This window comes from Streptomyces sp. NA02950 (assembly GCF_013364155.1).
Lineage (GTDB): Bacteria > Actinomycetota > Actinomycetes > Streptomycetales > Streptomycetaceae > Streptomyces.
The window spans coordinates 1,338,072-1,354,123 of record NZ_CP054916.1; the positions used below are offsets into that span (position 1 = coordinate 1,338,072).

At 74.1% G+C, this 16,052-nt stretch carries 2 protein-coding genes and 2 pseudogenes (1 of these 4 only partly in view); all 4 read left to right on the forward strand.

The window, feature by feature from the left end; all coding sequences use genetic code 11:
• Positions 1 to 8,270, forward strand: a pseudogene (locus HUT19_RS43910) (non-ribosomal peptide synthase/polyketide synthase); its annotated part reaches 24,241 nt to the left of the window's first position; the annotation flags it as partial.
• Positions 8,271 to 14,498: pseudogene (locus HUT19_RS42820) on the forward strand (amino acid adenylation domain-containing protein); the annotation flags it as partial.
• A gap of 17 nt (positions 14,499 to 14,515) precedes the next feature.
• The gene (locus HUT19_RS05430; protein ID WP_254885452.1) at positions 14,516 to 15,784 is read left to right on the forward strand and encodes an MFS transporter; all 1,269 of its coding nucleotides are present in this window, start codon (positions 14,516 to 14,518) and stop codon (positions 15,782 to 15,784) included.
• A 60-nt stretch (positions 15,785 to 15,844) separates the two neighbouring features.
• Positions 15,845 to 16,048: an MbtH family protein gene (locus HUT19_RS05435; RefSeq protein ID WP_176179344.1), complete on the forward strand. Its 204-nt coding sequence runs from the start codon at positions 15,845 to 15,847 to the stop codon at positions 16,046 to 16,048.
• Positions 16,049 to 16,052 lie beyond the last annotated feature (4 nt).

The window sequence follows — 16,052 nt, forward strand, 5'->3', positions numbered from 1 at the left end:
CCGAACTGGCCGGGGTGGAGTCGATGGTGGGCATGTTCATCAACACGCTGCCCACCCGGGTGCGGGTGGACGGCGCCCGGGACACCGTGGAGTGGCTGCGGGAACTCCAGATGGCCCAGGCCGGTTCGCGGCGCTACGAGTCGGTCTCGCTGGCCCAGCTGACCGGCTGGAGCGAGGTCCCGGCGGGCAGCCCGCTCTTCGACAGCATGGTGGCCTTCGAGAACTACCCCTTCGACGACTCCTCGGCGCGCGAGGTGGGCTTGCGGATCGTCGACGTGCGGTCCACCGACGCCACCAACTTCCCGTTGAGCCTGCGGGCGCATCTGTCCGAACGGCTCGGATTCGACCTCGGCTACGACCCCGGGCTGTTCGACGAGCGGACCGCGGCCGCCCTCGCCGACCGGCTGTGTCTGCTGATGAACCAGCTGGCGGCCGATCCGGCCCGTCCGCTGCGGGCGCTGCCGTGGACCACCGGCGGGGAGCGCGAGCGGCTGCTCGGCGAGTGGGCCGGACGGGGCACCGCGTACCGGCCGTCGCCCGGACGGACCGTGGTGGACCTGTTCGCGGAGCAGGTGGCCCGCACCCCCGACGCCACCGCCGTCACATGTGCCGACGCCTCGCTGTCGTACGCCGAACTCGACGCGCGGGCCGGACGGCTGGCCCACCGGCTGGCCGCCGGAGGTGCCGGGCGGGAGCGGTATGTGGCGCTCGCGCTCCCCCGCTCGCTGGACCTGGTCGTGGCGATCGTGGCGGTGCTGAAGACGGGCGCGGCGTATCTGCCGGTCGACCCGGACCTGCCCGCCGCCCGGATCGCGCATCTGCTCGCCGACGCCGGGCCGGTGCTCGTGGTGACCACCGGTGACGTGGCGCGGCGGTGCGCCGGGGAGGTGCCCCGGCTGTGCCTGGACGACCCGGCGGTGGCCGCCGACCTGGCGCGCCGCCCCGCCACCGGCCCGGCCGGGGCCGGGCCGCTGCCGGACAGCCCCGCCTACGCCATCTACACCTCGGGTTCGACCGGGCTGCCCAAGGGCGTGGTGGTGCCGCACACCAATGTGGTGCGGCTGTTCACCAGCACCCGCGCGTGGTTCTCGTTCCGCGCGGACGACGTGTGGACGATGTTCCACTCGTACGCGTTCGACTTCTCGGTCTGGGAGATCTGGGGGCCGCTGCTGCACGGTGGCCGGCTCGTGGTGGTGCCGTACGCCGTCTCGCGCTCCCCGGAGGAGTTCCTGCGGCTGCTGGCGGACGAGAAGGTGACGGTGCTCAGCCAGACGCCCTCGGCGTTCGCCGCGCTGATGCGCGCCGACGAGGAGCACCCCGGGACCGAACTGGCCCTGCGCACGGTGGTGTTCGGCGGTGAGGCCCTGGATCCGCGGCGGCTGGCGGGCTGGTACGCACGCCACGAGGACACCGCGCCGCTGCTGGTCAACATGTACGGCATCACCGAGACCACGGTGCATGTCACCTACACCGCACTGGACCGGGAGGGCGCGGCACGCGCCACCGGCAGCGGGATCGGCACCGGTATCCCCGATCTGCGGGTGTATGTGCTCGACGGTGGTCTGGAACCGGTGCCGCCGGGCGCGGTCGGCGAGCTGTACGTGGCCGGGGCCGGGCTGGCCCGCGGCTATCTGCGCCGCCCGGGGCTGACCGCGTCCCGCTTCGTCGCGGACCCGTTCGGGCCGGCGGGCAGCCGGATGTACCGCACGGGCGACCGCGCCCGGTGGACCGCGGACGGCACCCTGGAGTACCTGGGCCGGGCCGACCACCAGGTGAAGATCCGTGGTTTCCGGATCGAGCCCGGTGAGATCGAGGCGGCCCTGACCGCACGCCCGGACGTGGCCGACGCGGTGGTGATGGTGCGCGAGGACCAGCCGGGAGCACGGCGGTTGGTGGCGTACACGGTGGCGGCCGAGGCGTCCGCGCCGCCGTCCGGCGCCGCCCTGCGGGAGGCGCTGGGCCGCACCCTGCCCGCGCATATGGTCCCGGCCGCCTATGTCCCGCTGGACGCGTGGCCGCTGACCGCCAACGGCAAGCTGGACCGGGCGGCGCTGCCCGCCCCCGGCGCGGACACCTTCGCCACCAGCGGTGAGCGGATCATCCCGCGCACCCCGGCCGAGCGGACCGTGGCCGCGGTGTGGGCCCAGGTGCTGGGGGCCGGGGAAGTCGGGGCGGAGGACAACTTCTTCGCGCTGGGCGGGGATTCCATCCTGGCCATCCGGGTGGCCTCGCGGCTGCGGACGGCGTTCGGCGCCGAGGTGTCCCCCCGGGCGCTGTTCACCCATGCCACGGTGGCGGCCCTGGCCGCCGAGCTGACCGCACCGGCCGGACCGGCGGCCCAGGGTGCCATCCCGGCCGTGCCGCGCGGCGGCGATCTGCCGCTGTCCTTCGCGCAGGCGCGGCTGTGGTTCCTGGACTCCTTCGACGACGACGGCACCGAGTACCTCACCCCGTTCGCGCTGCGGCTGCGCGGCCGGCTGGACACCGCAGCGCTGTGCGCCGCGCTGGACGGGCTGGTGGCCCGGCACGAACCGCTGCGCACCACCTTCGCCGAGGTGGACGGGCGCGGTGTGCAGCGCATCGGGGATCCGTACCGGGTGGAGCTGCCCGTCCACGACCTCACCGGGCTGCCCGCGGCCGAGCGCGCGCGGGAGGTCGAACGGCTGCTGGCACGGGAGACGGCCACCCCCGTCGAACTGCGCACCGGTCCGCCGCTGCGGACGTCCCTGATCCGGCTGACGGACACCGAGCACATCCTCACCCTGACGATGCACCACATCGTCACGGACGGCTGGTCCACCGCCGTGATCAGCACGGATCTGAGCGAGCTGTACACGGCCACCGTGGCCGGGCGGAGTCCCGCTCTGCCCGCGCTGCCGATCGGCTACGCCGACTACGCGGCCTGGCAGCGCGATCCGCGCGGCGGCGCCGCCGCGCTGGAAGCGCAGCTGGACCACTGGCGGGAGCGGCTGGCCGGGCTGGTCCCGCTGGAGCTGCCGACCGACCGACCGCGGCCGCCGGTGCAGACCCGGAACGGGGCATTGCTGGAGTTCGCCCTCGACGCGGAGCTGGTGGCGCGGCTGCGGGAGACCGGCCGCCGCGCCGACGGCACCCTGTTCACCGCTCTCTTGGCCACCTGCCAGGTGCTGTTCGCCCGCTGGTCGGGGCAGGAGGACATCACGGTGGGCACGGTGACCTCCGGACGGGAGCGCCCCGAACTGGAGCACCTGGTCGGCATGTTCGTGCACACGCTGGTGCTGCGGAACCGGGTGCGTTCCGACCGCCCGTTCCGGGAGCTGCTGTCCGAGGTGCGCGCCACGGTGCTGGACGCCTTCGCCCACCAGGACGTGCCGTTCGAGCGGATCGTGGACGAGCTCCAGCCGGAGCGGGACACCAGCCGCGGCCCGCTCTTCCAGGTGATGGTGGCGCTGCACAACCTGGGCGGCGAGGTACCCCGACTGCCGGGTCTGACCGTGGAGGCGGTCCGGATGCCGGGCCGCACCACGGGCTTCGACCTCGGGATCGACTTCGTCGAACACGGGGACGCGCTCACCGCGTTCGTGGAGTACAGCACCGATCTGTTCGACACCGCGACCGTGGAGCGGATGTGCCGTCAGCTGCGGCTGCTGCTGGAGGCGGTGGCGCGGGACCCGGACCGTACGGTGTGCGAGCTGCCGCTGCTCTCGGACACCGAGCGCCACACGGTGCTGGAGGAGTGGAACACCACCGCGCTCGCGGTGCCGGACACCACCTTCCCGCGGCTCTTCGAGGAGCAGGCGGCCCGGACCCCGCACGCCACCGCGCTGGTGGCCGATGACGCCCGGTACGACTTCGCGGAGCTCAACGCCCGTGCCAACCGGCTGGCCCGCCATCTGATCGGCCTCGGCGTCGGCCCCGAGCGGGTGGCCGCCGTCCGGCTGCCGCGCACCTCCGCGCTGATGGTGGCGCTGCTGGCGGTGCTCAAGGCGGGCGGGACGTATCTGTATCTCGATCCCGAACTGCCCGAGGAGCGGCTGCGGTTCCTGCTCGAGGACGCGGCGCCCGACGTGGTCCTCACCCCGGAGGCCCTGGCCGCCGCTCCGCTCGACGGGCTGCCCGCCACCGATCCGGACGACGGCGACCGGCCGGCCCCGCTGCGCCCGGCGCACACCGCGTACCTCAACTACACCTCGGGGTCCACCGGCCGCCCCAAGGGCGTGGCCGTGGAACACCGCCAGCTGGTCAACCTCTGCCACGACCACCGGGCGGGGCTGGTCGAGCCGCACACCTCCGCGGGCGGCCGCCCGCTGCGTACCGCGCTGACCGCCGCGTTCTCCTTCGACACCTCCTGGGAGGGCCCGCTGATGCTGGCCCTGGGGCAGGAGGTGCATCTGATCGGCGACACCGAACGGCTCGACCCGGCCGCCCTGGTGGAGCTGGTCGGGGCGCGCGGTCTGGACTTCCTGGACCTCACCCCCTCCTACCTCCACGAGCTGATGGCCGCCGGGCTGTTCGCCCCGGGCCGCCACCACCCGCGGATCGTCATGGTGGGCGGCGAGGCCCTGGACCCGGCACTGTGGCGGGAGCTGCGCGCCCTGCCCCACACGGCCGCGTACAACTTCTACGGGCCCACCGAGTGCACCGTGGACGCGGTGTACGGGCGGCTGGCCGACCTCGGCGACCGGCCGCTCATCGGCCGGCCCGGCCGGAACCTGCGCGCCTATGTGCTCGACGGCGCGCTGCGGCCGGTACCGCCCGGGGTGCCGGGCGAACTGCATCTGGCCGGTGCCCAGCTCGCCCGCGGCTACCGCGGCCGCCCCGGGCTCACCGCGGAACGCTTCGTCGCCGATCCGTACGGTCCGCCCGGCAGCCGGATGTACCGCACCGGGGACCGGGCGCGCTGGACCGCGGACGGGGCCCTGGAGTTCCTGGGCCGCACCGACGACCAGGTCAAGATCCGTGGTTTCCGGATCGAACCGGGTGAGGTCGAGTCGGCGCTGCACGACCACCCGGCGATCGAGGACACCGTGGTGGTGGTCCGGGAGGACACCGGCCACCGGCGGCTGGTGGCCTATCTGGTGGCCGGGGCGCCCGGGGCGCTGCGCGATCCGGTGGAACTGCGCACCTGGCTCAAGCGGACCCTGCCCGACTACATGGTCCCGGCGGCCTTCGTCACCCTCGGGCGGATTCCGCGCACCGACAGCGGGAAGGTGGACCGGCGGGCGCTGCCCGCGCCGCCCGCCCGGCCCGACGCGGAGACGTACACCGCGCCGCGCACCCCGGCCGAAACGGAGCTGGCGCGGATCTGGTCGGAGGTGCTGGGCACCCCCCGGGTCGGCGTGGAGGACAACTTCTTCGCGCTGGGCGGCGATTCCATCCTCAGCATCCAGATCGTCTCCCGCGCCCGCCAGGCCGGGCTGCGGCTCACCTCCAAGGACATCTTCCGCCACCAGACCATCGCCGAACTCGCCGTCGGAGCCCTCTCCATGGCGGCCCCGCGGCCCGCGTCCGCCCCGGCACCGGCCGGTCCGGCGCCGCTCACCCCGATCCAGCACGGGTATCTGAAGGGACGGCGGCCGGACGGGGCGCACCACTTCACCATGACCCACCGGCTCCGGCTCACCGAGGACCTCGATGTGGCCGCGCTGCGACGCGCGGTACGCGCCCTGGTGGCCCACCATCCGGCGCTGCGGACCCGGTTCACCGTCTCCGGCGGGCAGTGGCGGCAGGAGGTGCTGCCCGCGGCACCCGCCGGGATCTTCGAACGGTACGACCTGGCGGGGCTCGGCGAGGAGGCGCGGGCCGAGGTGGTACGGGAGGCCACCGTCCGGGCCCAGACCGGGCTGGACATCGCCGAGGGGGTGGTGGTGCGCGTCCTGCTGTTCACCTCCGGGCACCGGCAGCCGCCCGAACTGCTGCTCACCGCCCACCATCTGGTGGTGGACGGGGTGTCCTGGCGCATTCTCCTGGGCGACCTGGAGACCGCGTACCGGCAGGCCGCCGAGGGACGCACACCCGAACTCCCCCCGGTGGGCACCGGCTGCGCCCAGTGGGCGGCCCGGCTGGCGGAGCATGTGCGCTCCGGTGGCTTCGACGGCGAGCTGGCGTACTGGACGCGTACCGCGCGGACACCGGCCGCCACGCTGCCGGTGGACCGCGAGGGCGTCAACACCCAGGAGAGCGCCGCCACGGTGACCGCCGTCCTCGGCCGGGCCGGGACCGGCGCGCTGCTGCGCGACGTACCCGGGGTCTACCGCACCCGGATCAACGATGTGCTGCTCAGCGCCCTCGGCCGGACCCTGGCCCGGTGGACCGGCGGGGACACGGTGCTCATCGGGGTGGAGGGCCACGGCCGCGAGGACCTGTTCGACGAGGTCGATCTGTCGCGTACGGTCGGCTGGTTCACCGCCGAGTTCCCGCTCGCGCTGACGGTAGCGGCCGACGCGGACTGGCGCGACACCCTGCGGTCGGTCAAGGAGCAGCTGCGTGCCGTACCGCAGCGCGGACTGGGCTACGGCGCGCTGCGCCATCTCGCCCCGGACGGGTCCGCGGCCGACGCGCTGCGCTCCGGCCCCGCGCCGCAGGTCTCCTTCAACTACCACGGCCGGTGGGAGGTGTCCGACGGCGGTGGCGCCGCGTCCGGCCTCTACCGCGAGGCGCTGCCGGTGACCGGCCGGGACGCGGCCCCCGGGGAGACCCGCGACTGTCTGCTGGAGATCACCGGGGCGGTCCAGGACGGGCGGCTGGAGCTGGGCTGGACCTATCCGGCCCGGATGTACGACGAGAAGACCGTGCGCGCGCTGGCCGACGGTGTGATGGCCGCGCTGCGGAAGATCGTCGAGCACTGCGCCGCGCCCGGGGCGGGCGGCCGCACCCCCTCCGACTTCCCCCTCGCCGGACTGGACCAGCGCCAGGTGGATCTGCTCGCGGGCGACGGCGGCGAGGTCGAGGACATCTGTCCGCTGACCCCGTTGCAGGCCGGGATGGTCTTCCACGGGCTCGTCGGGAACGGCACCGGCGCCGGCGGCGGCGCGTATGTCGACCAGATGGCGCTGCGCATCGGCGGGATCACCGATCCGGACGCTTTCGCCGCCGCCTGGCAGGGTGTGGTGGACCGGACCCCGGTGCTGCGCAGCGCGGTGCGCTGGCAGGGGCTGGCCGCACCGGTGCAGGTGGTGTACCGGGAGGCGGTGCTGCCGGTGGCGCACCACGACTGGCGGGAGCTGTCCCCGGCCGCGCGGGAGGCGGCGCTGCGGCGGCTGCTGGCCGAGGACCGGGCGGCCGGAATGGAGCTGACGGCGGCTCCGCTGAGCCGGATCGCGGTGGCCCGGCTCTCCGACGACGAGATCACCCTGGTGTGGACCTCGCACCATGTGATGCTGGACGGCTGGAGCACCGGCCAGGTCTTCGCCGAGGTGTGCGAGGGCTATGCGGCGCTCGTCGAGGGCCGCACCCCCCAGCCGCCCGCGCGCCGTCCGTTCCGGGACTTCCTGCACTGGCTGCGCGACCAGGACCAGGAACGGGCCGAGGGCTGGTGGCGGGAGGCGCTGGCGGGGTTCACCGCCCGCACCCCGCTGCCGTACGACCGGCCGCCCACCCAGGCCCACCGCGCCGACTCGGCCGCGCTGACCCGGCTGGAGCTGAGCGAGGAGGTGTCGGCGCGGCTGCGGGAGACCGCGCGCGGCCACGGGCTGACCGTCAACACGGTGGTGCAGGGCGCCTGGGCACTGCTGCTGTCCCGCTACGGCGGGGTGTCCGACGTGGTGTTCGGCACCACCGTCTCGGGCCGCCCGGCCGAACTGCCCGGTGTGGAGACGATGGTGGGCATGTTCATCAACACGGTCCCGACCAGGGCCGTGGTGGAGGGGGGCCGTGAGGTGGCGGGATGGCTGCGGGAGCTCCAGGAGCACCAGAGCGACTCCCGCCGCTTCGACTTCGTGTCCCTCCCCCGGATCCAGGGCGTGAGCGCACTGCCGTCCGGCGAGCCGCTCTTCGACAGCATGGTGGTCTTTGAGAACTATCCGTTCGACGAGTCCTCCACGGCCGGGGCCGGGATCGTCATCCACGAGGTCCGGGCCGAGGACTCCACCAGCTTCCCGCTGTGTCTGCGCGCCTACCTGGGCGACCGGCTCGGCTTCGACATCGCCTACGACCCGGCGCTGTTCGACGCGGACACGGCCGAACGGGCGGCAGGCCATCTGCGGACCCTGCTGACCGGGATCGCCGACGGCGCCGGGGGCACCCTGGACGAACTGGAGCTGCTGACCGGCCCGGAGCGCCGGGCGGCCACGACGGAGTGGAACGCCGCCACCTACCGGCCGCTGCCCGCGGGTGCGCTCGCGGAGCTGTTCGCCGAACAGGCCGGGCGCACCCCGGAGGCGGTGGCCGTCACCGACGGCGCCACCGTGCTCGACTACCGCGCGCTCGATGACTGGTCGGACCGGCTGGCGGCGGTACTCGCCGGGTCCGGGGTGCGGGCCGAGGACCGGGTCGGGCTGCTGATGGACCGGTCGGCCGAACTGGTCGTGGCCCAGCTGGCGGTGGTCAAGGCCGGCGGGGTGTACGTACCGGTGGACGCCCGCGCACCGCGCGAGCGGCGGCAGGCGCTGCTGGAGCGGGTGGGCGCGGCGGTGACGCTGACCGCCGCCGACGTGGCGGCCGCACGCGATGCCGAGCGGACCCCGCTGTCCGACCCGGCGCACCCGGACCGGCTGGCGTATGTGATGTTCACGTCCGGGTCGACCGGGGAGCCGAAGGCGGTGGGGGTGCGCCACCGCGATGTGGTGGCGCTCGCCCGCCACCGCGGCTTCGACGGCGGCGGACACGAACGGGTGCCGCTGCACTCGCCGGTGGCGTTCGACGCCGCCACCTACGAGGTGTGGGTGCCGCTGCTGCGCGGCGGTCAGGTGGTGGTGGCCCCGCCGGGCGAGATGGACGCCGGGGTGCTGCGGGCGCTGGTGGCGGAGCACCGGGTGACGGGGGTGTGGCTGACCGCCGGGCTGTTCCGGCTGCTGGCCCAGGACGCCCCGGACTGTTTCGCGGGGCTGCGCGAGGTGTGGACGGGCGGCGATGTGGTGCCCGCGGCCTCGGTGCGCCGGGTGCTGGCCGCCTGCCCCGGACTGACCGTCGTGGACGGCTACGGGCCGACGGAGACCACGACGTTCGCCACCTCGTTCGCGATGGCCGGCGCGGCCGGGGTGCCGGAGACGGTGCCGATCGGCCGCCCGCTGGACCACACCCGGGTGTACGTCCTGGACGCGCGGCTGCGGATCGTGCCCCCGGGTGTGGTCGGGGAACTCTTCGTCGCGGGTGAGGGCGTGGCGCGCGGCTATCTGGGCCAACCGGGCCCGACGGCCGCGTCGTTCGTGGCCGATCCGTACGGGCCGCCCGGGGAGCGGATGTACCGCACCGGCGATCTGGCGCGGCGGCGGCCGGACGGCACGGTGGAGTTCGCCGGGCGCGCCGACGACCAGGTGAAGGTGAGGGGCTTCCGGATCGAGCCGGGTGAGGTGGAGCGGGTGCTCGCCGCGCATCCGTCGGTCGCCGACGCGGCGGTGGTGGCCCGTGAGGACCGTCCGGGCGTCAAGCGGCTGGTGGCCTATGTGGTGGCGGCGGACGGTACGCCGGTGGACGGTGCGCGGTTGCGCGCCCACGCCGCGGACCTGCTCCCCGACTACATGGTGCCGTCCGCCGTGGTGGCGCTCGCCGCGCTGCCGCTGAGCCGGAACGGAAAGGTGGACCGTACGGCGCTGCCCGCGCCGGATCCCGCCGCGGAGCGGGCGCCCTCACGGGCCCCGCGCGGGGAGGCCGAGCGGATGACGGCCGGGATCTGGGCCGAGGTGCTGGGCGTGGAACGGGTCGGCGCCGACGACGACTTCTTCGAGCTGGGCGGCGATTCGATCCTCAGCATCCGGCTCACCTCGCGGCTGCGGGAGGCGTTCGGCCGGGAGCTGTCGCCCCGGATGGTGTTCACCCACCCGACCGTCGCCGCGCTCGCCGCGGCCCTCGGCGCGCCGGAGGGCCGCACCGGACGGCGGACCACCCCGATCGTGCCGGTCGGCCGAGACAGCGGGCTGCCGCTGTCGTTCGCCCAGCAGCGGCTGTGGTTCCTGGACTCCTTCGAACCGGACAGCGCGGAGTACATCACCCCGCTGGCGCTGCGGATGCGCGGAGACCTCGACATCGAGGCGCTGGGCAGGGCGCTGACCGCGCTGGTGGCCCGGCACGAGTCGCTGCGGACCACCTTCGACACGGTGGACGGCCACGGGGTGCAGATCGTGCACCCGCCCGCCGGGGTACGGCTCACCCCCACCGATCTGTCGGCGCTGTCCGCCGGGGAGCGGGAAGCCGAACTGGCGGAGCTGCTGGCGCACGAGCGGGCGCGCCCGTTCGATCTGCGGCGCGGGCCGCTGCTGCGCACCGCGTTGATCCGGCTGGACGCGCGGGACCATGTCCTCGGTCTGACCCTGCATCACATCATCACCGACGGGTGGTCCACCGGGGTGCTCATCGGTGATCTGCGGGAGCTGTACCGGGCGGAGCTGACCGGGGAGGCGCCCGCGCTGCCCCCACTGCCGGTGGGTTACGCGGACTACGCGTCCTGGCAGCGCACCGAGCTGTCCGGTCCGTACGCGGAGGAGCAACTCACCTACTGGAAGCACCAGTTGACCGGGGTGCCACCGCTGGAGCTGCCCACCGACCGACCCCGTCCGGCGGTGCGGACCCGTAACGGCGCCACCGTGGAGTTCGCCCTGCCCGCGGAGGTGGGCGGACGGCTGAAGGACCACGGCCGGACCCGGGGCACCACACTGTTCATGACCCTGGTGGCGGCGTCCCAGGTCCTGCTGGCCCGGCTGTCGGGGCAGCGGGACATCGCCGTTGGCACGGTGACCTCGGGCCGGGACCGCACCGAGGTGGAGCAGCTGATCGGGTTCTTCGTCAACACCCTGGTGCTGCGGTCCACGGTGGATTGCCGGTGTGGCTTCACCGACTTCCTGGCCAAGGTGCGCGGCACCGTCCTGGACGCCTTCGCCCACCAGAGCGTGCCGTTCGAGCGCGTGGTGGACGAGGTGCAGCCGGCCCGGGACACCAGCCGCACACCGCTGTTCCAGGCGATGGTCGTGCTCCAGAACATCCCCGGCCGGGAGATGGAACTGCCCGGCCTGGTGCTGGAGGACGTCGAACTCGACGTCCACACCGCCAGCTTCGACCTCACCCTGGAGTTCGCCGAGGCCGGGGACGGCACGCTGCGCGCGCTGATCGGCTACAACACCGACCTGTTCGACGCCGCGACCGCCGAGCGGATGGGAGGCGCCCTGAAGGCCCTGCTCACCGGTATCGCCGAGGACCCGGAGCGGCCGGTGGGCGCCCTGCCGCTGGCCACCCCGGAGGAGCTGCGGCGCACCCTGGTGGAGTGGAACGACACCGGGCGGCCGGTGGCGCCCGCCACCCTGCCCGAGCTGTTCGCACGGCGGGTGGCGGCTGCGCCGGACACCGTCGCCGTCCGCCACCCGGCGGGTGAACTCACCTTCGCCGCGCTGGACACGGCGGCGAACCGGCTGGCCCACCGGCTGGCCGGACGGGGCGTGGGCCCGGAGCGGCTGGTGGCGCTCGTCCTTCCGCGGTCGGTGGAGATGGTGGTGGCCCAGCTGGCCGTGGTGAAGGCGGGCGGGGCGTTCCTGCCCGTCGACCCGGCCTATCCCGAGGAGCGGGTGGCGTTCATGCTCAAGGACGCCGCGCCCGCGGTGGTGCTCGACGACCCGGCGTCCGTATGGGCCGACGAGGGCCCGGAGGCACCGCCGGAGGTACCGGGCCTGGTGCCGGACCACCCGGCGTATGTCATCTACACCTCCGGGTCCACCGGGGTGCCCAAGGCCGTGGTGGTCAGCCACGCGGGGCTCGCCGGTTTCTCGGCCGCCTGCGCCGCGCACTACGACGTCCACGCCGGGGACCGGGTGCTCCAGTTCGCCTCGCCCAGCTTCGACGCCTCCGTACTGGAGCTGTGCACCGCGCTGACCGGCGGAGCCACCCTGGTGGTCGCGGACGAGGGCCCGCTGCTCGGTGAGCGGCTGGCCGATGTCCTGCGGCGGCAGCGGATCACCCATGCGCTGATCCCCCCGGCGGCCCTGGCCACCATCCCTGAAACGGAACTGCCGGAACTGCGCACGCTGATCGTCGGTGGTGACGCGTGCACCGCCGCTCTGGTGGACCGCTGGGCTCCCGGCCGTCGGATGATCAACTCCTATGGGCCGACCGAGGTGACGGTGGTGAGCACCTGGTCACGGCCGTTGACCGCCGGTTCCGGAGTGCCGCCGATCGGCCGCCCGGTCCCCGGCACCCGCGCCTATGTGCTGGACGAAACGCTGCGTCCGGTGCCGGTCGGTGTGGCCGGGGAGCTGTATGTGGCCGGCCCGGGTCTGGCACGCGGCTATCTGGGCCGCCCGGGGCTGACCGCAGCGCGGTTCGTGGCCGATCCGTTCGGCCCCGCGGGCGGGCGGATGTACAGCACCGGCGATGTGGTGCGCTGGGACGGCGACGGGACGCTGCGGTTCCTCGGCCGCGCCGACGACCAGGTCAAGGTGCGCGGGTTCCGTATCGAACCCGGGGAGGTGGAGGCGGCGTTGCGGCGCAGCCCCGAGGTAGGCGACGCGGTGGTCGCCGTCCGGGACACCGCGGCCGCGACCGAACCCCCGTCCGGGCTGAAGCGGCTGGTCGGCTATGTGGTCCCGGCGCCGGACGCCTCCCCCACCGCCGCGTCGCTGCGTGACTTCCTGGGCCGGATCCTCCCGGACCACATGGTGCCCTCGGCGTACGCCACCCTGGACGCCCTGCCGCTCACCCCGAACGGCAAGGTGGACCGGCGCGCACTGCCCGACCCCGATCCGGTACCGGCCGCCTCCGGCACCGGCCATGTCACACCGCGCACCCCGCTGGAGAGCCGGATCGCGGCGATCTGGGCGGATGTCCTGGGGCTGGTACGGGTCGGCGCCCACGACAACTTCTTCGACCTCGGCGGGGACTCCATCCTCTCCATCCAGGTGGTCTCGCGGGCCCGGCAGTCCGGACTGCACATGTCCACCAAGGATCTGTTCACCCACCAGACGGTGGCCGGGCTGGCGGAGGTGGTGACGGCCGAGCGGGACCAGGCCCGTGCGGAACCGGTCACCGGTTCCCTGCCGCTCACCCCGATCCAGCGCTGGTTCTTCGCCACCCACACCGTCAATCCGCACCACTTCAACCAGTCCGCCCTGCTGGAGTTGCACCAGGAGCCGGACGACACGGCGCTGGAGAAGGCCCTCGCGGCCCTGCTCGTCCACCATGACGCGCTGCGGATGCGGTTCACCCGGGACGGGGCGGAGTGGCGGCAGGACAACCCCGGGCCCGACCCCGCCGCCACCGTGCTGACCCGGCACGATCTGTCCGGCCTGCCGGCGCGCGAGGCGGACACGGCGATGGAGCGGGCGGCCGACGCCCTGCACGCGAGCTTTGTGCTGGACCGGGGACCGCTGCTGAAGGCGGCGCTGTTCCGGCGCGGGGACACCCGGCGTCCGTTCCTCTTCCTGACCGCCCATCACCTGGTCATCGACGGGGTGTCCTGGCGGATCGTGCTGGACGACCTGGACACCGCCTATCAGCAGAGCCTCCGGGGCGAACCGGTCGACCTCGGCGCGAAGACCACGTCGTTCCGCGACTGGGCCACCGGGCTGGCCGCCCATGTCGCCGACGGCGGCCTGGACCACGAGGCCGACCACTGGGCCGCGGCGCTGGACGCCCGCCCGCTTCCGGTCGACCGCACCACCGCCGCCCCGGGCGCGGAGACGGACACGCTGCCGGTGGAGGTCGACGAGACGGACACGGAGGCGCTGCTGCGCTCGGCCCCCACCGCGTACCGCACCCGGATCAACGATGTGCTGCTGGCTGCCCTGGCGCTGGCGCTGGCGCGCTGGACGGAGCGGAGCCGGGTCTGCGTCGAACTCGAGGGCCACGGCCGGGAGGACGTGGTCGAGGGCGCCGACCTCTCCCGTACCGTGGGCTGGTTCACCACGATGTACCCGGTCTCCTTCGAGGTGCCCGGCGGGCCGGAGCGGGGTGACCTCGCGGCGACCGACTGGCGGGCGCTGGTGAAGTCGGTGCGGCGGCAGTTGCGGAGCGTGCCCGGCAATGGCTTCGGCTTCGGGGCACTGCGGACGTTCGGGGCGCCTGAGGTACGGGAGCGGCTGACCGGCACCGGCCCGGGGCCGCAGATCGTGTTCAACTACCTCGGCCAGTGGGACGCCCGCTCCTCGCAGGCCCAGGGCGGTCTGTTGCATGCCGAGCACGGGTCGTTCGGCCAGGACCACGACCCCCGCCAGGGCGGTTCCCATCTGCTGGAGGTGGTCGGCGCGGTACAGGACGGGCGGCTGGGCTTCACCTGGTACTACCACCCCGATGTGCACGAACGGTCGACGGTGGAGGCGGTGGCCGCGGACTTCGCGGACGCGCTGCGGCGTATCGCCCGGGACTGCCGGGGCGACGGATGACCGGGGAGCGGAGAGGCGTGGCGCCGGACGTCACAGCGAGGGAGCGGGCCGGTCCGGCGGTGCCGCTGTCCAGGAACCGCGACTACCGGCTGTTGTGGGGAAGTCAGGCACTGTCGGAGTTCGGGTTCCACGCGACGATGATCGCGTTCCCGCTGCTGGTCCTGGCGTTGACGGGCTCCGGCGCCGCCTCCGGGCTCGTCATGGGCACCATCGCCGCCGCCCAGATGGTGGCCGGGCTGCCCGCCGGTGTGCTGGCGGACCGCTACGACCGCAAAGCGATCATGCTGGTGTGCGAGGCGGCGCAGACGGTGTCCGCCGTCAGCCTGGCGGTGGCGGTGTGGACCGGCACGGCCACCGTGGCCCACATGGTGGCCGTCGCCGCGGTGTTCGGCGCGAGCGCGGCCCTCTTCGAACCGGCCGAGAGCGCGTCCCTGCCCGCGCTGGTGACCGGGTCCCAACTCCCCACGGCCGTCGCGATGAACACGGCTCGCGCCTCGATGGGGCAGCTCTCGGGCACCGCCACCGGCGGTTTCCTGTTCGCCGCGGGACGCTTTGTGCCGTTCCTCGCGGACGCCGTCACCCACGCGGTGTCGTTCACCGCCCTGCTCTTCCTGCGGCTGCCGCGGCGGGAGCGCCCCGCGGGCCCGGCACCGCGTCCGGGCCGGGAGGTGCTGACGGGGCTGCGATGGGTGTGGCGGGAGCGCCCGATCCGGGTCACCGTGCTGTGCGCCATCGTGCTGAACCTGTTCTTCAGCGCCTTCTACATCGTTGTGGTGGTGCTCGCCGGGACCCGGGGGGTGCCCTCCGGGGAGGTCGGGGTCATGGCGGCCATGCTGGGGGCGGGCGGGCTGGCCGGGGCGCTGGTGGCACCCACATGGCACCGCCGGCTCGGCCCCTACCGCGCCATCGTGGCGGTGTTCTGGGCGCTGGCCCTGCTCACCCCGGTCGCCGTGCTGGTGCACGACGGCTATCTCACCGGGGTCCTGTTCGCGCTGATGGCACTGTTCCCGCCGACGGCGAACACCGCCATCATGACGGACCAGTTGCTGCGCACCCCCGATGGCCTGCGCGGGCGGCTCACCAGTGTGCTGGTGCTCGCGTGCGGTGCGGCCGGGGCGGCGGGGCCCGCGCTGGGCGGTCTGCTCACCGAGGTGCTGCCTGGCGACGGGGCGATCCTGGTGTGCTCGGCGGGAATCACCGTGGCGGCCGTTCTGGCCACCGCGGGCCCGACCCTGCGCGGGCTGCCACGGGACCGTCCGGAGGAGGAGCCGCCCGCGGACAGCTGACACCGAGCTTCTGAGATCCGATCACCCCATCATCACCGCCTACGACGGGAGAACACCACCATGGACGACAACGCCCGCTACCAGGTGCTGCGCAACGACGAGGACCAGTACTCGCTGTGGCCCGCCGACCTCGACGTGCCCGACGGATGGCACCCCGTCGGCAAGGAGGGCACGAAGGAGGAGTGCTCGGCCCATGTCGACGAGGTGTGGACCGATATGCGGCCCCGCAGCCTCCGCGAGCGCATGGACCAGGCGGCTTCCTGAGGGA